The following is an 18,585-nucleotide window of genomic DNA, read 5'->3' on the forward strand; positions in this document are numbered from 1 at the left end:
CAGAAGTTCGAGTCAGGACGCTGGGTGCCGTTTGGTGACCTCGTGAGTGGGGAATAGCGGGCCATCAGGCCCTTTCTTTTGCACAGACAACCGGGACCAGCTCTTCCCAAGGCTTGTTGCCGACCTTCCGCAGAGCACGATTCGTCCGCGAGGCGCCATGTTGTTGACCGCTGCTTGCAGAATTTCTCCACCGACATTGTCGTAATAGACATAGACATGGCCGCTGCACCCGCTCAAGCTTTTCTATCGGCCTTGCTGCAAGTCTTGTCGTTGACGTCTTCGAAGACGGACGGAAATCACACGAAGTGATTCAATGCCCCATCTCGATAATAGATTGATAAATCGACGGCGGACGCTTCCGAGGTGCGCTCAGCGTGAGTCGAAAGCCGGAAGCATTGAAGAATGCGTGAAACTGCGACAGCAGCGACGAGTTGCCAGGCCCCCCTGCTGCCGCGGGCATACAACTGCCAAGCGACCGAGCATTTCGCACGTCCACAATTGCCGGCGGCAGCTGTAACTGCGTCAGAGTCCTCTGGATGCTGAGCAGGCAGACGATCAACTACCAGCGCCCACCCTGAAGACAAATCCCCGCGGCCGCAAATCGCACAACCCAAAATAGTCTCATTTCTTTTTCATGACCTTGGCAGTTGGTCGTCATGGATAACCGGTCGCGGCAAGCCGGCCGATGAGAGCAAACAATTCGCGCGCGACAGGCGGCGCAAGACCGGCAGACGGCTCGTCGAGCAGGATCAAACTCGGCTCGGAGACGAACGTGACCGCAAGCGCCAATGCCTGCCGTTGGCCGCCGCTAAGCAGTCCGGCTTTTCTTTCCCGCAATGTTTCGAGTATCGGAAACCATTCCCACACCTGATTGATCTCGCGCGGCGTACGACCCCGTGCGCGCGCCAGCCGCTGTCCCAGAACGAGGTTCTGTGTCACCGTCAACGAGGCAGGCAGCCTCCCGCCTTCACGAAGCAGCGTGAGACCCTTCAGCGCTCTTTCCGAAGCTCGCAAGCCGGCGATAGACAGATCGCCCAGCCGAATCTCGCCGCTGCAGTGGTCGTGAAGGCCAGCGATCGACCTGAGCAGAGTTGTCTTACCGGCCCCATTGTGACCGAGAATTCCAACGACGCGGCCTTTCTCGACCGTAAGACTAATATCGTCCAGAGCGAGAGCCTGGCCGTACCAAGCCGACATGTGCGCCACCGCAAGGTTCATGATGCTGCCCGCACCGGAGTTGGAGTCGGATCATGTCGGAGATATGCCGCCAGGCTGGCGGGAAGCCGTTCCTTCAGATCGGCGCGGCAGGTCACCTGACCGTTTTCCAACAGCAACAGTCTGTCGCAGACCCTGAGAACGAATGGCACATTGTGTTCGACGACAAGGATGGTGATGCCTCGTGCGGCGATTTCTTTCAGCCGGTCGCCTAGATCCTGCCGTTCCGAATCGTTCAATCCGGCGCATGCTCGTCGAGCAGCAGGATCGTCGGCGCCGAGACCGCTGCCCGCCCAATTTCGACGATCCGTTTGAATCCGAGCGACAACTCGGCAACAGGCCGGCTCAGACTCTCGGGCACGAATCGCATCGCGCGGAAAGTGGCAAGCGCGGCCTCACGACGGAGCCGATTGCGCCTCAGATCCACCGGAAGCCGAAGAAGCGCCGCAGCCAGGCCACCCTTTTCGCGGCCGACTAGACCGATCTCGATGTTCTCGATCGTCGTCAGTTGATCGATCAGTTGCGGCACCTGAAAGGTTCGGCCGATTCCCGCCCGCGCGAGCTCGTCCACCCGCCAGGCGGTAACATCCTGGCCACGGAAGCTGATCGCGCCTGCGTCAGGCGTAAGGAATCCCGAAAGGACATTGAGAAATGTGGATTTACCCGACCCGTTCGGTCCGATGAGACCAATCAATTCGCCCCGCCGGATTGAAATATCGATAACCCTGTTAAATCGGACGGACCGCCGAGCGGATCACCACCGAGGCAATCCCAAGGCACGCGTGAACAACGATCTCGTGTCGCCACTGACGATGTTCAGGGCGATCCGGATGTGGATGGACGAACCCAAGCTGCAGGTGGACCACCGGGTCTCGGCCCTCTCCGATCTGCTTCGGTCCCTGGATTGAAGTCGCGGAGGCGCCGCCGCCGTTCCCACTAACGGCGCGCGAAGGCCCCGACCTTGTTCGACGGCTGTATTTTCGGAACGACGAGTAAACAGCGAAGCTCATCGATCTGGCCGGCCATGCTCAGGGCCTGCCGCTTGAGCACTTCCACCGCGAGGCCGCGATGGCCTTCCGTTTCCAGTTCCTTGATGCGCTCGTTGAATACAGCGAGGTCCTGATGCAGGACCTCGATCTGGTGCTGGACCGGATAACGCGCGGGGTGAAACCTGTCGCTCGCGCTCTGCTTTGCAGTGTCCGGCTTCGACGCGACGCCGTAAAAACGCTTCTCACCCTCTACGTCCATGAATCACACCCCCGTGCTGCGTCTTAGCATTGCGGAAGTGTGGCGGTCTTACAAGGGGGAAGAAGGCCGGATGACCGGCGCCCCGTAGTGGTACCGGGCAACCCTGAGCCGGCATCGGCCAAGCGCTGGAGCGGGTTTGTTTTTTATTAGCAATCCCAATTACTTACGCGTTTCGATAATTCTCATATTGGACGTCATTGGACACTCCTGCGCAGCTCAGCCTGGTTCGGTGCCCCACAAGATCCGTTTCCGCCTCTATTCCCGTTTGTACACCGCACGCGGCGCGTTGGCGGCTTTGATCAGTGTTTCGGCTGCCTTTCGATCAAGAGCGATAAAATTTGCAAACTCTTCTGGCGAAGTCGGGGCCGCAACGACTGCTTGCTGCTCCAGAAATTCAACGAATTTTGGTTCCTTGAACGTTTCGACAAAAGCGGCATTCAATTTGTCGATGAATGCAGCAGGCGTGCCCTTGGGCGCCGCCAGGCCCCACCACCCTACGCCCGGATAATCACCGAAGCCCGCCTCGGTGTCCGTTGGCACATCGGGGAGCAGAGGCGACCGCTGCCTTGACGTAACCGTCAAGGCCTTGACCGAACCGGTCTGCAGCAGGCCGATGAAATTTCCGAGGCCGAAACGCGTCAACTGTACTTCGTTCGCGGCCGTGGCCTGGGCGGCCGGTCCGCCGCCTTTATAGGGGATGCCTACAATCCTGGTTCCCCATTGGTTATTCAGCCACTTCAGAAACAAATCCTGAGAGGACCCATCGCCCAGCGTCGCGAAATTGAGTCCGTCAGGCTTGGATTGCGCGAGGCTTTTGAGTTCTGAGACGGTGTTTACCCCCAGCGCCGCAGGCACGAACGTGCCTTCGGTGAGAAAGAACAGTCGGGTAATCGGAACGATGTCGTCCGGATTGTACGGAAGGTGTTCAAACAGCAAGGGATTGTAGGACAGCGTCGAATGATAGATGACGCACAAATTGTAACCATCCGGCGCTGCGGCAGTGCAGGCCTGGCCGCCGAGAATGCCCGAAGCCCCGCCCTTGTTTTCGATGATGAGGGGCTGCCCGAGCTTTGGCCCGATCTCACTTGCCGCTTTGCGCATGATCACATCGGTAACGCTACCGGCTGCAATCGAGACAATCAGCCGGATGGGCCGTTCCGGATAGGTTTGCGCCTGCGCGCTGGTGGCTGCGCCAACACCGAGAAGACCGATCAAAACCATGCTGATCCACTTCATGTCGCTCCTCCCGATTATTCCCTCAACCCACACCTTGCGCCGGCAGCGTTCTAAAGCGCCTGTTCAAATGCATCCGTGATGAACTGATCGAGCCAGCGATAGCTCTGCCGCGCTGCGGGCTCGTTGTATTCGGCGATCCCTGGTACGCCCGCCTCCGGCTCGCAGAATGAGTGCACGAGGCCGCCGAATGTGAGCATCTGCCACTTCGCCTTGGCCGCATCCATCTCCGTTTCGAAAGCATCACGCTGCGCCTTGTCCGAGACCGGATCGCGCGACCCGTGCAACACGAACAGCGGGGATTTGATCTCGCCCGGCTTCGTCGCAGGCTTCGACGTCGTCAGGTCGCCGTGCAGGCAGACGACCGCCTGGACGTCCGCGCCGGTGCGCGCGAGTTCCAGCACGTTGCCGCCGCCGAAGCAGAAGCCGACGGCGGCCTTGCGGCTTGCGTCCCCGATGCCACGCTTCTCGGCCTCGACGATGAGCGTCACCAGCGCGGCGTTGATTCGCAGCCGCCGCTCGTCCGGGGCGTTGCGGAGCGCTTCCGCGAGGTGGGCCGCCTCCGGCGGGCCGCTCGATGTCTTGCCGTCGCCGTACATGTCGGCGACGAAGCCGATGTAGCGAGAGCCGGCCATCATCTGCGTGCGCGCGATGGCGTCGTCGGTCACGCCGAGCCAGTTCGGCGCCATCAACATCAGCGGTCGCTTGCCGCTTGTGCGTTCGTCGTAGACGAACGCTCCGATGAAGCTGTTGCCGCCGGCCTGATAAATGAAGCGTTCGACTGCCATGTCTGTTCCTCAACCTGGTATGACTTCGCCGATGAAGCCGCCGTCGAAAGCCGTAAAGAACAACCGCCCATCCGCCCATGCGCAGATGCAGCGCGCGCCGGCATTCGGTGCCGGAATGTCGTATTCGCCGAAAACTGTGCCTTTCGGCGTCATGCGGCCGATCTTGTTGGCTTGGTTCGCGGTGAACCACAGGTCGCCATCCGGCGCGACGCAGACCCCGCGCAGCGAGGAATTGGGAGTCGCCACCGGATGTTCAGTGATGGTCCCGTCGCCATCGATTCGAGCGAGTGCGTTCGTGCTGGTCTCGACGAACCAGATGCTGCCGTCCGGGTGCTCCGCCATGGCGCGCGGCTGGCTGTCGTGGCTCGGGATCGGATACTCCGTAACGCAGCCATCGATGGTGATACGGCCCACGCGGTTGCCTGCGGCCTCGCTGAACCAGAGCGCGCCGTCGCGCATCGCGATCGAAAGCGGTCTGCTTCCGGGCGTGATGCCATCGCGGAACTCGGTGACAGTGCCGTCCGGCGTTATGCGCCCAATCTGACCGGCGTCGCTCTCGGAAAACCAGACGTTGCCGTCCGGGCCGGCAAGAATGCCGTCGGGCCCGGCATGCGGCGTCGGCAGATCGAACAGCGTGATTTCGCCGCGCACGGTGATCCGGCCGACCTTGTTGGCCTTCTTGGCGCAGAACCAAAGGTTACCCGCGTTGTCCGCGGCTATGCCGATCGGCATCGCGTTCTCGACCGGCAGCTTGAATTCAGCGAAGGTGTAGTCGGTGACGTTCAGGCGGCCGATCGTGGACGCACCGCTTTCACAGAACCAGAGATGGCCGTCGGGGCCCGCTACACAGATATAAGGCTCGCTGTTCGGAGAAGGAATTCGATGGGTCCGGATGGTGACCCTCGTTTCGGTTTGCGGTCGCGCTGTCCCCGAGACCATGGATATGCTCCCTCCTCACGCTGTACCGTTATGCAGTACAACTGTATTGTTGAAGAGTATTCAGCAGCCCCGTGTTCTGGTCAATCGGAAACGGCGGTGCGACACACGACCGTTTGAGATGCCTCGGTTGCGTTGCACACCTCTTGATGAGAGGCGCGGCTACCGCCTTCCAACAAACGTCCGAAGCTTCTCGCGAAAGATGAGCAGAGCCTGGGAGAGCGCCTCACGTTGCTCGTTGAAACGATGGTTCGGCGCGGGAATCGAGACCGCGACCGGCCTGCCAAAGGGATCAAGCACGGCGATCCCGACCGCGCTGATGCCGATGCCGTGCTCCGCCGGATCGAATGCCAGGTGCTTGCGCCGAGCCGTATCGAGCTCGCGCACCAGCTTTGCGCGATCCCTGAGCGGATGCTCGGGATGCTCCGTGGCGCTCTTTTCGATCAGCGTGGCGGCGTCTTCCTTGGAAAAGCACGACAGGATCGCCTTGCCGTTGGCGGTGCAGTGGAGCGGAAAGCGTTCACCGATGCCGGACAGCGCGACCAGCCGTTGCTTGCCCGGTATCTGATCAATGAAGACCGCGGAGCCCCCCGACAAGATCGACAGGTCGACGGTTTCGCCGACCTCGTCGCGCAGCGCGACCAGATGCGGATGCAGGATCTCGGTGAAGTTCGAATTCAGCGACGCCGCAATCCGGGCGAGACCCGGGCCGATGCGCACGCCGCGGCCGGGCTGCGCTTCGGTGACGAAATCCTCGGTGACGAGCGCCGCCACGATGCGCTGGACCGTCGAACGGGCGAGACCGATCTCGCGCGCGATCTCACCGAGACTGAGCCCGTCGGGTTTGCCCTCGAGAGCGCGCAGTACGCTTGCCGCCCGCGCGATGACCTGCACGCCGAGGCCGACGCCTTTCTCATCCTCATCCGTCATCCGCACGTTCACCGCGAATCCCCCTGGCGACTCGTTGCCGCACCAAGCCATAGCGCGCCAACCGCACGCAAACAAATCACGTCGACCGTCTTGACTGCATTGTGATACACATGTACTGACTACCAGTACAGTAAAAAATGAGCGGGGCCGCGCGGCCGCGCCGGTGGAAACGCAAGATCAGGAGGCACGTGCCGATGAAAATTCGCGGCATCGAATTCGAGGGCAACCTCGACAACGCGATGGGGCTGGAGTTCTACAATCTCTCGCATCGCTTCGGATTCCAGTCGCCGAACTGGCCGTATTTCGAAGACGTCAAAATCGAGCGCATTCATTACATGGCGAAGTCGGGGGTGCTGTCGCAGCGCATCACGACCAGCATGCACAACACCACCCATATCGACGCCCCCGCGCATGTGGTCGAGGACACGCCGTTCATCGACGAAGTGCCGCTTCCGCATTTCTTCGGATCGGGAATTGTGGTCTCGATTCCCAAAAAGCTGTGGGAGCCGATTACCTATGACGATCTCGAAAAGGCTGCCGGCCATGCGGTGCGGCCCCACGATGTGGTGATCGTCAACACCGGCTGGCATCACAAATATCGCGACAGCGAAGAGTATTTTTGCAAGTGCCCGGGTTTCGTGCCGTCAGCCGGCGACTGGTTTGTCGAGAAGAAGGTCAAGGTCGTCGGCCACGACACTCAGGCCAATGACCATCCGCTCGCCACTGCGATCGGACCACACCGCAACGGGCCGTTGCATCCGCATCTCGCCGAAGAATTCAAGAAATGGTCGGGCGGAATCGACTGGAAGGAAGCCCATCCCGAATGGGAGCCCGTGCATCGCAAGCTCTTCACCAACGGCATTCTCGGCATCGAGAACGTCGGCGGTGACCTCGATGCGGTGACCGGCAAGCGCGTCACCTTCGCCTTCTTTCCATGGAACTGGGACCGCGGCGACGGCTGCATCATTCGCCTCGTCGCGATGCTCGACAAATCGCAGAACTACCGCATCGAGAAGGGCGACGCGTTCGGCAAATAGCAAACGCCGACCACCCAACAGATCACGGCCACGGCTGGAGGAGACGTCCATGCATGTCAAACGGTTTGCCGACGCCAAGCCCTATGAGGCGCCCAACCACCGCGGCGTGATGGGCCTGCGGCTGCAGGGTTTTGAGCCGGGCGGCCCGACCAACCAGTGGATCGGCTACTCGCAGTTCCTGCCCGGCGGCGGCGCCGGGCCCGATTCGACCCCGTTCGAGAAGGTCTATGTGGTGCTGAGCGGCCAGATGACCGTGCTGATCGACGGCAAGGAGACCGTGCTGGAAGCCATGGATTCCTGCACCATCGCGCCCAACGAGGTGCGCGAGATCGTCAACCGCACCAACCATGTCTGCAACATGCTGGTTGTGATCCCCTATCCACAAGGAGGTGCGCCGCGATGACCGCCCCTACCGATCCACTCGCGCTCTTCTCGGTGAAGGGCAAGGTCGCCATCATCACCGGTGCGTCAGGCGCCTTCGGCACCGTCGCCGCACAGACACTGGCCTCCGCCGGCGCCAAACTGGTGCTGACCGCCGGTCGGGCGCCGGAATTGCACGAGGTGGCGGAAGATTGCCGCAAGCGCGGCGCCGAGACCGAAGAGATTGCCACCCGTCCCTCCGACGAGGCCGCCTGCGATCGCATCGTCGCAGCCGCCGTTGCGCGCTTCGGCCGGCTCGACATCCTGGTCGTTGCATCCGGCAAGAACGACGTGTCGAAAATCACCGAGATGGCGCCCGCCCGGTTCCTCGACGTGATGGATGCCAATGTCACCCAGAGCTGGCTGATCGCCCGCGCCGCAGGCAAGCAGATGCTGGCACAAGGCGACGGCGGAAAGGTCATTCTGATGTCTTCGGCGCGCGGTCTGCTCGGCCACCCCGCCGGATATACCGCCTATTGCGCCTCCAAATCCGCGGTCGACGGCATCACACGCGCCCTCGGTTGCGAATGGGGACCCGTCGGCATCACCGTCAACGCCATCGCACCGACGGTTTTCCGTTCGCCGCTCACGGCCTGGATGTTCGGCGACGACGAGCGCGCGCGAACGACGCGCGCGGGCTTTCTCGCGCGCGTGCCCAAGGGACGGCTCGGCGAGCCCGACGATCTCGCGGGGCCGTTGCTGTTCCTCGCCTCGAAAGCGTCGGATTTCTACACCGGACACATTCTTTATGCCGATGGCGGCTACACGGCGGGATGACGATGGCCCCCCAGTGCATCAGCATCGTCGGCGGCGGCCTGATGGGACACGGCATCGCGCTGGTGTTTGCCGCGGCGGGACACCATGTCAGGATCACCGATCCGGTCGCAGAGATACGCGCGCGCATTCATGACCGGATCGGCACGACGCTCGACGAACTCGGCAACGATCGCGCGGCACTCGACCGCATCGCGATCGCCGAGACCCTCGAAGCCTGCGTCGCCGACGCGCAATGGGTGATCGAGGCGGCGCCGGAAGATCTGGCGCTGAAGCAGCGCATCTTCGCCGACATCGAGAACGCGACGCCGGCCGACGCGATCCTTGCTTCCAATACATCGGTCATTCCGATCGGCCAGATCATGGCCAGGATCGGGCGCAAACAGCGCGCGCTGGGAACGCATTGGTGGAATCCACCCTATCTGGTGCCGCTGGTCGAGGTCGTCCGCACCGCCGAGACGTCGGACGCGGCAATCGCATCGACGATGGCCCTGCTCAAAAGCGTCGGCAAGGCTCCCGTCGAGGTGAAGAAGGACGTGCCCGGCTTTGTCGGCAACCGGCTGCAGCACGCGCTGTGGCGCGAGGCCATCGCGCTGGTCGCGGAAGGCGTCTGCGACGCCCGGACGGTCGACGACGTCGTCAAATCGAGCTTCGGCGCCCGGCTTGCGGTGCTGGGCCCGCTCGAAAACGCCGACCTCGTCGGCCTTGATCTGACCCGATCCATTCACGGCTACGTCTTCCCCGCGCTCGATCGGGCCACCACGCCCTCCCCCTATCTCGACCGGCTGATTGCCGAAGGCCGGCTCGGATTCAAAAGCGGCCGCGGCTTTTCCGACTGGACCGCGGAGCAGCAGGCCGCCTTGCGGGCTCGGCTGACGCAACACCTCAAGGCCAGCTTCGGCCCATCGGCCGCGCGCAGGGAGTAGACCATGGCGAAGCCTCGATCCGACAAGGTCATCATCACCTGCGCCGTCACCGGCGGCATCCACACCCCGACGATGTCGGATGCCCTGCCCTTCACGCCCGACGATATCGCCGCGCAGTCGATCGCAGCCGCCGAGGCCGGCGCCTCGATCCTTCATCTGCATGCACGCGATCCGAAGGACGGCCGGCCGTCGCCGGATCCCGCGGTGTTCATGCAATTCCTGCCCCGCATCAAGCAGTCGACCGACGCGGTCATCAATGTGACGACCGGCGGCAGCCTCAGCATGACGGTGGAGCAGCGGCTCGCAGCTCCCCTCGTCGCCAAGCCCGAGATGTGCTCGCTCAACATGGGCTCGATGAATTTCGGCATCTTTCCGCTCGCCGATCGCTACAAGACCTGGAAGTACGACTGGGAAGAGCCCTATCTGCGCAACACCGACGATTTCATCTTCCGCAACACGTTCCGCGACATCGAGCGGATCCTGAAGCTGCTCGGCGAGGATCACGGCACGCGTTTCGAGCATGAATGCTACGACGTCGGTCACCTCTATAACCTTGCACATTTCGTCGACCGCAAGCTCGTCAAGCCACCGTTCTTCGTGCAGACCATCTTCGGCATTCTCGGCGGCATCGGCGCCGAGATGCGCAACCTGATGTTCATGAAGGAAACCGCCGACCACCTGTTCGGCGACGATTATCACTGGTCGGTGCTCGCGGCCGGGCGATCGCAAATTCCCTTTGCGACACAGGCCGCGATGATGGGCGGCAACGTTCGCGTCGGCCTCGAAGACTCGCTGTTCATCGGCCGCGGCAAGCTCGCATCCTCCAACGCCGAACAGGTCGCCAAGATGCGGCGCATCCTCGAAGAGCTCGGCCATTCGATCGCGACGCCGGCGGAGGCCCGGGAGATGCTCAAGCTAAAGGGCGGCGATCAGGTTGGTTTCTAGCAGCGGACCGGACTGCACAAGGGGACGGCCATGAAATTTGAAGACGCTAATGACCTGCTGAAGCCGGGCTACCTGCCGTTCGAATCCGGATATCAGGAAATCGAGGACGGCAAATGGGTGGTGGCCGGCCTCACCCGCATGCCGGGATGCCGCGCCAAGATGGTGGACTGGTGGTTCTCCTGGCTCGGCGACATCGAATGGTACCGGCTCTGGCATCCACGCGACCACGTCTATAGCGGCTGGGAAAACCGCGTGAACGGCAAATATATCGGCGCCTCGCATCTCGTGCACGAGTACCTGGCCGGGAAGGACGGCCCGCTCTACAAGCTGCGCGTCGACTTCCACGATCCGGCCGAGACTTTCGACGCCTCGCGCTACAAGGCCTCGGGAATGCTTGCCGTCTGCGCCCGTCCGGGTTTGCTGGAGGCGCCGTTTTACGTCGGCCGCATGACGCATCTGGTCCGCGACACCGATTACGGCTGCGAAATGCGGTCGCGCTTCTGGCTCGGCATGATCGCACATCGCCATCCCACGATCACGCTGCCGGAGGCCCAGATCAGGCAGATGCGCGCCGAAAATCTCAATGCGGAATTTTCCCGCCGGCTCCACCAGCATTGCGTCGAAGAGATGGGATATCTCGCCGAGGTTCTGCCGGCGCTCTATCGCCGCGTCACGCTCGACGACACATTTTGAGGACATCCTGACTGCACTGAACAACACAAGAAAAGCACAAAGACATTTGGAGGAGGAAACAGATGAAGCGTCATATTGGAACGTCTCTCGCCACCACCATGTTCGCTTCGGCAATGTTGGCGCTCGGTATCGGCGCCGCGGCAGCCGATGACATCGTCATCGGCGCTTCATTGCCGCTTTCCGGCCCGCTCGCGGGCTTCGGCAGCTTCCAGCAGTGGGGCTACAAGCGCGCCATCGACCAGGTCAACAAGGCCGGCGGCATCGCCATCAACGGCACCAAGCAGCAGGTCAAGCTCATCATCCGTGACGACAAGACCGATCCCAACGCCACCGCCTCCAATACCGAGACGCTGATCTCACGCGATCGGGTGGTCGCAATGCTAGGGTCCTGCACGCCGGCGCTCGTCAATGCCGGCGCGCTCGTCTCCGAACGCGCGAAAAAGCCGATGGTTACCGGCTGCGACCCGCTCGAGGCTTTCAAATCGGTGCGCAAGTGGAATTATGTATGGGACATCTTCTTCCACGAGCCCGAACTCGCGGCAGCGCAATTCAAGGCGATGGACGAGCTCGGCGCTAAGACCAACAAGAAGCTCGCGATCTGGCATGACAACGGTCCCGACGGACAGGTGATCGGCGGCAAGATATGGCCGGCGCTCGCCAAGGAATTCGGCTACGAGGTGGTTCAGAACGCCGAATTCCCGATCGACAATTCCCAGTTCATCTCCATCATCGGCGAGGCCAAGAGCAAGGGCGCCGAGGTCGTGCTCGTCGATGCGATCACGCCGCAGGCTATCGCGATCCGCAAGCAGATGGCGTCCGCCGGCTACACACCCAAGGTTCTCAATATCGAGAAGGGCGCCGAGCCGGTGCAATTCGCCGAAGCGCTGGGCAAGCTGTCGGACGGCATCATGGTCGGCGGCTATTGGGACCCGACATTCCCCTATCCCGGAGCCGCGGACCTTGCCAAGGCCTTCGAGAGCGAGACCAAACTGAGCAGCAGCCAGCATATCGCGGATTCCTATGCCGCCGCGCAGGTCCTGCTCGATGCCATCGCCGCGGCGGGCTCGACCGATCCCGAGAAGATCAACGCCGCCATTGCCAGGACCGACAAGTCCTATGTGGTCGGCCCCGTGAAGTTCGACGAGAACCACACCGCCAAGCTTCCGATCGTCTCGCTGCAATGGCAGGGCGGCAAAGCCGTGATCGTCTGGCCGAAAGCCGCCAAGACCGGCGACTTCCTGTTCCCGCTGCCCTGACCGCGGAAGGCCCAGCCGGCATGTTCGACGTCAGCATCATCTCCAGCACGATCGTTTCGGGCGTGTTGCTCGGCGGGATCCTCGCGCTCACCGCGCTTGGACTGTCGATCGTGCTGGGCGTGATGCGTCTCGTCAATCTCGCCCACGGCGACTTCCTGGTGGTCGGCGCCTATGCCGGCCTGTTCTTTCTGCAATTCACCGGTATCGATCCCCTGCTCGGCGTGCCGGCGGTCGCCGTGCTTGTCGGCCTGCTGGCGCTGCCCGTCTATCGCCTGCTGCTCGCCCCGCTCGCCGACCGCGGCGCGGAAGCGCAGATGATGACGATGTTCGCGGTGTCGATCATTCTCGAAAACGCCTTCGTCCTCGCGTTCAGTGCCGACACGCGTTCGATCGCGCGCAACTATGCCACTGTTCCGCTGACGCTCGGTCCGGTCACGTTTCCCTTGATCTACCTGATTGGCTTTGTCATCTCCGTCAGCCTGATCCTGGCCGTACACTGGCTGGTGTCCGTCACCGCGTTCGGCCGCGACCTGCGCGCCAGTGCCGTCGACGCCGAAGCCGCGTCGACGCTCGGCGTCGATGTCAAACGGGTTCAGATGCTGACTTTCGCGCTGGGCGCGGCCTGCGCCGGCGTCGGCGGCACGCTGATCGGCGCCGCCTTCCAATTCTCGCCATCCAGCGGGGGGGCCTATCTGCTCAACAGCCTCGCGGTCGTGGTGCTCGGAGGGCTCGGCAGCGTGATCGGCACCCTGGTCGGCGGCATCGCGCTCGGCGCCCTGCAGAGCATCGGCGGCCTGACACTGGGCGACGGTTACCGCGACCTGGTCGGCATGGCGGTGTTCCTGCTGGTGCTCGCGTTCCGGCCCGACGGCTTTCTGGCGCGGGGACGGACATGAGCGAAGCGGTCGCATCCTGCCCGCGCCACGGCTACGCGCGCGGCCCCGGACTCGTCGAAGTCGCCGTTCTCGGCGGCGCGCTCGCAGTATTTTGGTTCGCCCCGGATTTTGCCGGCGACTACTGGCTGCAGCTCGGCTTTCGGACTTGCATCTTTGTTGTCCTTGCCCAGGGGTGGAACCTGATGGCGGGATCGGCCGGGCTGGTCTCGCTGGGCACCTCCTGTTTCGTCGGGCTCGGCGCCTATGTGGCGTTCGGCCAGCTCAATCATCTCGGCATGCCACTGCCGCTCGCACTGCCGATCTGCGCAATTGCCGGCGGAGCATTGGCTGCCCTGGTGTCTCCGGCGCTGTTCCGGCTGCGTGGCCTCTATTTTACGGTGGGCACGCTTGCGCTCGCGGAACTGCTGCGGTTGTTGATGGCCAATGTCAGCACCTTTGGCGGCGCAAGCGGTATCTTCCTGCGGGAAGATCCACCGGCGCTCGCCGTATTGTTTCGCTACGCGCTTGTGCTGGCGCTGCTCGCATCGCTTGCGATGACGCTGTGCGCGCGAACCCGGATCTCGGTGATCCTCCGCGCGGTTCGCGACGACGAGGACGCCGCCGCGCAGATGGGCGTTCGTCCCTATCGCGTCAAACTCGGCGCCTTTGTGCTCGCCAGCGCGCTCGCAGCCATGGCCGGCGGCGTTCAGGCGGTAAAGCTTGGCGCCATCGAACCTTACGGCATGTTCGGGCTGCAATGGTCGATCGACGTGCTGTCGATGGTGATCATCGGCGGCGTCGGGATGCGGCTCGGGCCGCTGGTCGGCGCGCTGTTCGTGGTGGTGCTTGGCGAAGCGCTCGCCGATTATCCCGAGGCGCATATCGCGATCGCCGGCACAATCCTGATCGTGCTGATCCGGTTCGCGCCCCATGGCGTCGTCGGCCTTGCCGCAAAGCTTCCCTTAACCCGGCGGATGCCGGCATGAACGCGATGGACCCGCAGCCGCTGCTCCAGGTCGACGGCCTCGTCAAACGTTACGGCGGGCTTGTCGCCATCGATCACGTCGATCTTGCGCTCCGCGCCGGCACCATCACCGGGGTGATCGGCCCCAACGGCGCCGGGAAATCAACGCTGATCGGGCTGATCGGCGGCGCCGTCATGCCCAGCGCGGGCTCGGTCAGGCTCGATGGCCGTGACGTGTCCCGCCTGCCGGCATCCGAGCGCGCCCGCGCCGGCATCGGGCGCACTTACCAGATCCCGCGACCCTTCCTCGATATGTCGGTCGAAGAAAACCTGGAAGTCGCACAATACTCGATTGCGCCGTTCATACGGGCAGCGGCCGCCCGCAACGAGCGCGAGGCCTTGCTGGCCCGCACCGGACTTGCCGACGTCGCGCAGCTGACGGCGCGTGCGCTGCCGCTGCTTCGGCGCAAGCGGCTGGAAGTCGCGCGCGCGCTCGCACTCAAGCCGCGCGTGGTTCTGCTCGACGAAGTCGGAGCCGGCCTGGTCGACAGCGAGATCACCGAATTGATCCGGCTCATTCACTCGATCCTCGACGCGCGTACCGCGATCCTGATCGTCGAGCATGTGATCCGCGTCGTCCGCGAATGCTGCTCGCGCACGATGGTACTCAATTTCGGCAAGCCGCTGATCGAGGGACCGACCGCCGACATCCTCGGCAACGACCAGGTCGCCGCCGTCTATCTCGGCACCGGCGGCACACGCGTGGCTGACGCGGCCGTACCGGCGACCGATGGCGCCATCCATGTCGGCGCCCCCGAGACCGAGACCAGGGTTCTCGCGCCTCTCACGGCACCGGCGCCGGCGGAGACGACCAAAGCACCCGCGCTGCAGCTTACCGGGATCTGCGCGGGCTACGGCCAGGCGCGCGTTCTGCAGGGCGTCGATCTGACCGCGCAGAGCGGCCAGGCGATCGCCATTCTCGGCGCCAACGGCGCCGGCAAGACCACGCTGGCGCGAACGATCAGCGGCGTCATCGCCCCGACGGCCGGCGCGCTTCTGATCGATGGCCAGAACGTCTCGGGCCGCCCACCGCACCAGATCGCCGCAATGGGTGTCGCCCACTGCATGGAAGGACGACGCATCTTCTCCACGCTTTCGGTGCGGGAGAACCTCCTGATTGCGGCACGCGGCGCCGATGCACCGACCGCGCGCGCCAGGCTGGAGGCCGTCTACGATCTCTTCCCGATTCTCGCCGAGCGCAGGAACCAGGGCGGCACCTCGATGTCCGGCGGCCAGCAGCAGATGCTGGCGATCGGGCGTGCCCTGATGGCCCGTCCGCGGCTGGTGATCTTCGACGAGATCAGCCTCGGCCTCGCACCTATCGTGTTGGACAAACTCTACGAAGCGCTGGCGTTGCTGAAAAAGGCACGGATGACCCTGATCGTGATCGAGCAGGATGTCGACCGGGCACTGGCGCTCGCCGACCACGCTTACGTGCTGGAGCACGGCACGATCGCGCTGTCGGGAACGCCGCGGCAAATCGCCGACGACCCGCGGCTGCGGCACATCTATATCGGGGCCGCCGAAGGAGCGCTTGAACATGCGGCTGGCTGATGCAAACCAGTTGTTGGACAGCCCGATCTCGCCGTTCGAGAGCGGCTGGATCCGGCATCCGGACGGTCGCGCCCATGTCGCGGCACGCACGCACATGATCGGATGCAAGGCCGCCATGGTGAGATGGTGGTTCGGCTATGTCCACACCACCGAGCAGTACAAATGGTGGCATCCGCGCGACCATGTGTTCAGCGACTGGATCGGCGAACGCGGCACCGGCCGCTACATCGGCGGCACCCACATTGCGCACGAATATTTCGGCGGCGGGCCGACCCGGTTCAAGCTCAAGATCAATTTTCGCGATCCCGGCGACATCCTCGATCTGTCGCGATTCAAACAGGCCGGCATTGGTGCGGCGATCTATGCCAGGACCGGACCGCTCGATCGCGATCTCTGGATCGGTCACACGCTGCACCTTGTTTACGACACGCCGGACGGATGCGTCATGCGCTCCCGCTTCTGGCTGGGCGAAATCGAACCGGCGCCGACCGGTATCTCGCCACAGGACATGCGGGTGCTGGTCCCCGACGAACGCGTGCAAGGCTTGCACCAGCATTGCTCGGAAGAAATGAGCATTCTCGCAGGCTTTCTTCCGATGCTGTTTCGGCTGAACAACCCCGGCGTGGAATGATGATGTCGACGATCACGAGAGCAAAACCACAAGCGCGAGACGCGCGGCAAAGGCCGAACAAGGAGACCTCCATTGGTTAGCAAGATCGCGCTCGAAGAGCATTTTCTCTGTCCGGGTTTCGAGGGGTATTGGGCGACGACCGTCGGTGGCGTGGCACCCGAAGCCTTGCAGAAGATCAAGGGGCGGTTGTCCGATTTTGACGACAGCCGGATCGAAGCCATGGATGGGGCAGAAATCGCCAAGGCGGTTCTTTCCCTCGCTGGCCCGGGCGTGCAGATCGAACCCGACCGCGCGACCGCAATCAAGCTGGCCATTCAGGCCAATGATTTTCTCGCCAAGGAACTTCAAAAGCGTCCGGATCGCTATGCCGGATTTGGCCACCTGGCGATGCAGGATGCATCTGCCGCGGCCGACGAACTGGAGCGCTGCATGCGCGATCTCGGTTTCCGTGGCGTGATGATCAACGGCCACACCAACGGCCAATATCTGGACCATCCGTCGCTGGCACCGTTCTGGGAAAGGGCCGCGGCACTTCGCGCACCGGTCTACATCCATCCAGGCGATCCGGTGGCACTTAGCCCGGTGCTCGACGGACATCCCGCGTTGCGACGGGCAACGTGGGAATGGGGATTCGAGACGGGGTCGCATGCGTTGCGTCTGGTATTCGGCGGCGTGTTCGCGCGCTATCCGGATGCGACGGTCATTCTGGGCCATCTCGGAGAAACCCTGCCCTATCTGCTGTGGCGCTTCGATAGCCGCGCCAAGCTGTACGGCGTAGAGCTCCCTCGTCCGCCCTCGGCGTACATCAGGTCCAATATCGCGGTGACGACATCGGGCATGTTTTCGGCAGAGCCCTTGAATTGCGCGATTGCGGCAATCGGGCACGAACGCGTGATGTTCTCGAGCGACTATCCATTCGAAGCGCCCGAGGAAGCCGGCCGCTTCATGGATCAGGTCGCGCTGCCGGAGGACGTCCGCGCCGCCATCGCCTTCAACAACGCCAAGCGAATTCTGAACCTGTGAACTGATCGATATTCCGTCCGCAGCCGGCACCAGATCGGCAGGACTTCACGCCCTGGAGGAAACCATGATGAAGGCTATTTCCCGAAGAACATTCGCGCTTACCGGCGCTTGTGCACTGATCACCTCACATTCGGCGTCCGCCCAGACCGCCGAGTTGAAGGTGTCGCACTTCCTGCCGCCGAACCACACGTTCCAGAAGGCGATGGTGGCGTGGAGCGATGACCTGGAGAAGCAATCGGCAGGCCGGATGAAGCTGCGGATCTATCCGGCGGGCCAGTTGGGCGGCGGCCCCAACCGGCAATTCGATGCAGCACGAAACGGAGTCGTCGACATCGCCATCAGCCTGCACGGCGCGACTCCGGGTCGCTATGCCATGACCGAACTCGCCAGCCTTCCGTTCGCCTCGCCTTCGGCAGGCAACACCAGCACGGTAGCGTCCCGCCGGCTCAGCGAGGTGGCACCGGACTACCTGTCAAAGGAGCACGAGGGGCTTCGGGTTCTTTGGATGGCCGTCACGCCGCCCTTGATGTTCCACAGCAAGGCGCCGCTCCGGACCATCGCCGATTTCAAGGGCAAGCGCATCCGCTACGCCGGGGTGCAATTCAAGAACATCATCGACAGCCTCGGCGCGGTGCCACTGCTGATTCCGCCGCAGGAAACGCAGGATGGCCTTGCCAAGGGCATTATCGACGCCGCGACCTTCCCCTACGAAGGCGCCGCCAGTTTTGATATCGCGACGATCGCCAAATACACGCTGGAGCCCGGCGTCAGCTCGGCGACTTTCGCTGTGGTCATGAACCCGGCGAAATACGGCTCGCTTCCCGACGACCTCAGGACCTTGATCGACAAGACCACCGGACCGGAAGCCGCGGCCAGGTTCGGCGCGATGTGGGACGAGGCCGAACGCGAGGGAAAGGTCTCGATGCTGGCGAAGGGTACGCAGGTGTCAACGCTTGCCGAGGACCAACTCGCGCAGATGAAGGGCATTTTCAAATCTCAGGTCGAAGCAGCGCTCGCCGAGGTGGAAAACCAGGGCAAGCCTGGCCGCAAATTCTTCGCCGCCTATTTGAAATAGAC

21 protein-coding genes are annotated in these 18,585 nt (G+C 63.1%); 13 read left to right on the plus strand and 8 right to left on the minus strand.

Going from position 1 to position 18,585, the window contains the following annotated elements:
• Window positions 1-654 precede the first annotated feature (654 nt).
• From IVB46_RS04895 to IVB46_RS04930, 8 genes are all read right to left on the minus strand, one after another.
• The gene (locus IVB46_RS04895; protein WP_247309662.1) at window positions 655-1,218 is read right to left on the minus strand and encodes an ATP-binding cassette domain-containing protein; all 564 of its coding nucleotides are present in this window, start codon (window positions 1,216-1,218) and stop codon (window positions 655-657) included.
• Window positions 1,215-1,454 carry a hypothetical protein gene (locus IVB46_RS04900; protein WP_247342188.1) on the minus strand — a complete coding sequence of 80 codons (240 nt, stop codon included), beginning with the start codon at window positions 1,452-1,454 and terminating at the stop codon, window positions 1,215-1,217. Before IVB46_RS04900 ends, IVB46_RS04895 begins: the two co-directional genes overlap by 4 nt.
• Complete coding sequence (locus IVB46_RS04905) at window positions 1,451-1,936, minus strand: ATP-binding cassette domain-containing protein (RefSeq protein WP_346016118.1); 486 nt, start codon at window positions 1,934-1,936, stop codon at window positions 1,451-1,453. Before IVB46_RS04905 ends, IVB46_RS04900 begins: the two co-directional genes overlap by 4 nt.
• 215 nt (window positions 1,937-2,151) lie before the next feature.
• Window positions 2,152-2,463 carry a hypothetical protein gene (locus IVB46_RS04910; RefSeq protein ID WP_247302697.1) on the minus strand — a complete coding sequence of 104 codons (312 nt, stop codon included), beginning with the start codon at window positions 2,461-2,463 and terminating at the stop codon, window positions 2,152-2,154.
• Window positions 2,464-2,718: 255 nt separating this feature from the next.
• Window positions 2,719-3,699 carry a tripartite tricarboxylate transporter substrate binding protein gene (locus IVB46_RS04915; RefSeq protein ID WP_247302699.1) on the minus strand — a complete coding sequence of 327 codons (981 nt, stop codon included), beginning with the start codon at window positions 3,697-3,699 and terminating at the stop codon, window positions 2,719-2,721.
• Window positions 3,700-3,749: 50 nt separating this feature from the next.
• Window positions 3,750-4,484: a dienelactone hydrolase family protein gene (locus IVB46_RS04920; protein ID WP_247302701.1), complete on the minus strand. Its 735-nt coding sequence runs from the start codon at window positions 4,482-4,484 to the stop codon at window positions 3,750-3,752.
• Window positions 4,485-4,493: 9 nt separating this feature from the next.
• Window positions 4,494-5,423 (minus strand): hypothetical protein, encoded by a 930-nt coding sequence (locus IVB46_RS04925; RefSeq protein ID WP_247302704.1) that lies wholly within the window; start codon window positions 5,421-5,423, stop codon window positions 4,494-4,496.
• Between the two features lie 159 nt (window positions 5,424-5,582).
• The gene (locus tag IVB46_RS04930; protein WP_247302707.1) at window positions 5,583-6,350 is read right to left on the minus strand and encodes an IclR family transcriptional regulator; all 768 of its coding nucleotides are present in this window, start codon (window positions 6,348-6,350) and stop codon (window positions 5,583-5,585) included.
• 194 nt (window positions 6,351-6,544) lie between these two features.
• Here IVB46_RS04930 and IVB46_RS04935 point away from each other — a divergent pair, with 194 nt between their 5' ends.
• From IVB46_RS04935 to IVB46_RS04995, 13 genes are all read left to right on the plus strand, one after another.
• On the plus strand, window positions 6,545-7,387 hold the full coding sequence (locus IVB46_RS04935; protein ID WP_247302708.1) for a cyclase family protein: 843 nt from the start codon (window positions 6,545-6,547) through the stop codon (window positions 7,385-7,387).
• A 49-nt stretch (window positions 7,388-7,436) separates the two neighbouring features.
• Window positions 7,437-7,790, plus strand: coding sequence for a cupin domain-containing protein (locus tag IVB46_RS04940; RefSeq protein WP_247302710.1), 354 nt, complete (start codon window positions 7,437-7,439; stop codon window positions 7,788-7,790).
• Window positions 7,787-8,584, plus strand: a complete 798-nt coding sequence (locus IVB46_RS04945) for an SDR family oxidoreductase (RefSeq protein ID WP_247302712.1) — start codon at window positions 7,787-7,789, stop codon at window positions 8,582-8,584. Before IVB46_RS04940 ends, IVB46_RS04945 begins: the two co-directional genes overlap by 4 nt.
• The gene (locus IVB46_RS04950) at window positions 8,581-9,507 is read left to right on the plus strand and encodes a 3-hydroxyacyl-CoA dehydrogenase family protein (protein ID WP_247302714.1); all 927 of its coding nucleotides are present in this window, start codon (window positions 8,581-8,583) and stop codon (window positions 9,505-9,507) included. Before IVB46_RS04945 ends, IVB46_RS04950 begins: the two co-directional genes overlap by 4 nt.
• 3 nt (window positions 9,508-9,510) lie before the next feature.
• Window positions 9,511-10,452: a 3-keto-5-aminohexanoate cleavage protein gene (locus IVB46_RS04955; RefSeq protein WP_247302716.1), complete on the plus strand. Its 942-nt coding sequence runs from the start codon at window positions 9,511-9,513 to the stop codon at window positions 10,450-10,452.
• Between the two features lie 30 nt (window positions 10,453-10,482).
• Entirely contained in the window at window positions 10,483-11,145 is a 663-nt protein-coding gene (locus tag IVB46_RS04960) for a hypothetical protein (protein ID WP_247342197.1), read from the plus strand.
• 62 nt (window positions 11,146-11,207) lie between these two features.
• On the plus strand, window positions 11,208-12,401 hold the full coding sequence (locus IVB46_RS04965) for an amino acid ABC transporter substrate-binding protein (protein ID WP_247302721.1): 1,194 nt from the start codon (window positions 11,208-11,210) through the stop codon (window positions 12,399-12,401).
• A gap of 20 nt (window positions 12,402-12,421) precedes the next feature.
• Entirely contained in the window at window positions 12,422-13,297 is an 876-nt protein-coding gene (locus IVB46_RS04970) for a branched-chain amino acid ABC transporter permease (protein WP_247302723.1), read from the plus strand.
• Window positions 13,294-14,262 carry a branched-chain amino acid ABC transporter permease gene (locus IVB46_RS04975; RefSeq protein ID WP_247302725.1) on the plus strand — a complete coding sequence of 323 codons (969 nt, stop codon included), beginning with the start codon at window positions 13,294-13,296 and terminating at the stop codon, window positions 14,260-14,262. The genes IVB46_RS04970 and IVB46_RS04975 overlap by 4 nt, the downstream gene beginning before the upstream one ends.
• Window positions 14,259-15,854 (plus strand): ATP-binding cassette domain-containing protein, encoded by a 1,596-nt coding sequence (locus IVB46_RS04980; protein ID WP_247302726.1) that lies wholly within the window; start codon window positions 14,259-14,261, stop codon window positions 15,852-15,854. The genes IVB46_RS04975 and IVB46_RS04980 overlap by 4 nt, the downstream gene beginning before the upstream one ends.
• On the plus strand, window positions 15,841-16,485 hold the full coding sequence (locus tag IVB46_RS04985; protein ID WP_247302729.1) for a hypothetical protein: 645 nt from the start codon (window positions 15,841-15,843) through the stop codon (window positions 16,483-16,485). Before IVB46_RS04980 ends, IVB46_RS04985 begins: the two co-directional genes overlap by 14 nt.
• Window positions 16,486-16,650: 165 nt before the next feature.
• Window positions 16,651-17,508 carry an amidohydrolase family protein gene (locus tag IVB46_RS04990; protein WP_247302731.1) on the plus strand — a complete coding sequence of 286 codons (858 nt, stop codon included), beginning with the start codon at window positions 16,651-16,653 and terminating at the stop codon, window positions 17,506-17,508.
• Between the two features lie 64 nt (window positions 17,509-17,572).
• On the plus strand, window positions 17,573-18,583 hold the full coding sequence (locus tag IVB46_RS04995; RefSeq protein ID WP_247302733.1) for a TRAP transporter substrate-binding protein: 1,011 nt from the start codon (window positions 17,573-17,575) through the stop codon (window positions 18,581-18,583).
• The last annotated feature ends 2 nt before the right edge of the window (window positions 18,584-18,585 follow it).

The organism is Bradyrhizobium sp. 61 (assembly GCF_023073075.1).
GTDB lineage: Bacteria > Pseudomonadota > Alphaproteobacteria > Rhizobiales > Xanthobacteraceae > Bradyrhizobium > Bradyrhizobium barranii.

Excerpts from the sequence above, each read along its gene's own strand:
- IVB46_RS04895 (WP_247309662.1), bottom strand. The coding sequence starts at position 1,218 with ATGAACCTTGCGGTGGCGCACATGTCGGCTTGGTACGGCCAGGCTCTC.
- IVB46_RS04910 (WP_247302697.1), bottom strand. The coding sequence starts at position 2,463 with ATGGACGTAGAGGGTGAGAAGCGTTTTTACGGCGTCGCGTCGAAGCCG.
- IVB46_RS04915 (WP_247302699.1), bottom strand. The coding sequence starts at position 3,699 with ATGAAGTGGATCAGCATGGTTTTGATCGGTCTTCTCGGTGTTGGCGCA.
- IVB46_RS04920 (WP_247302701.1), bottom strand. The coding sequence starts at position 4,484 with ATGGCAGTCGAACGCTTCATTTATCAGGCCGGCGGCAACAGCTTCATC.
- IVB46_RS04925 (WP_247302704.1), bottom strand. The coding sequence starts at position 5,423 with ATGGTCTCGGGGACAGCGCGACCGCAAACCGAAACGAGGGTCACCATC.
- IVB46_RS04930 (WP_247302707.1), bottom strand. The coding sequence starts at position 6,350 with ATGACGGATGAGGATGAGAAAGGCGTCGGCCTCGGCGTGCAGGTCATC.
- IVB46_RS04935 (WP_247302708.1), top strand. The coding sequence starts at position 6,545 with ATGAAAATTCGCGGCATCGAATTCGAGGGCAACCTCGACAACGCGATG.
- IVB46_RS04940 (WP_247302710.1), top strand. The coding sequence starts at position 7,437 with ATGCATGTCAAACGGTTTGCCGACGCCAAGCCCTATGAGGCGCCCAAC.
- IVB46_RS04945 (WP_247302712.1), top strand. The coding sequence starts at position 7,787 with ATGACCGCCCCTACCGATCCACTCGCGCTCTTCTCGGTGAAGGGCAAG.
- IVB46_RS04950 (WP_247302714.1), top strand. The coding sequence starts at position 8,581 with ATGACGATGGCCCCCCAGTGCATCAGCATCGTCGGCGGCGGCCTGATG.
- IVB46_RS04955 (WP_247302716.1), top strand. The coding sequence starts at position 9,511 with ATGGCGAAGCCTCGATCCGACAAGGTCATCATCACCTGCGCCGTCACC.
- IVB46_RS04960 (WP_247342197.1), top strand. The coding sequence starts at position 10,483 with ATGAAATTTGAAGACGCTAATGACCTGCTGAAGCCGGGCTACCTGCCG.
- IVB46_RS04965 (WP_247302721.1), top strand. The coding sequence starts at position 11,208 with ATGAAGCGTCATATTGGAACGTCTCTCGCCACCACCATGTTCGCTTCG.
- IVB46_RS04970 (WP_247302723.1), top strand. The coding sequence starts at position 12,422 with ATGTTCGACGTCAGCATCATCTCCAGCACGATCGTTTCGGGCGTGTTG.
- IVB46_RS04975 (WP_247302725.1), top strand. The coding sequence starts at position 13,294 with ATGAGCGAAGCGGTCGCATCCTGCCCGCGCCACGGCTACGCGCGCGGC.
- IVB46_RS04980 (WP_247302726.1), top strand. The coding sequence starts at position 14,259 with ATGAACGCGATGGACCCGCAGCCGCTGCTCCAGGTCGACGGCCTCGTC.
- IVB46_RS04985 (WP_247302729.1), top strand. The coding sequence starts at position 15,841 with ATGCGGCTGGCTGATGCAAACCAGTTGTTGGACAGCCCGATCTCGCCG.
- IVB46_RS04995 (WP_247302733.1), top strand. The coding sequence starts at position 17,573 with ATGATGAAGGCTATTTCCCGAAGAACATTCGCGCTTACCGGCGCTTGT.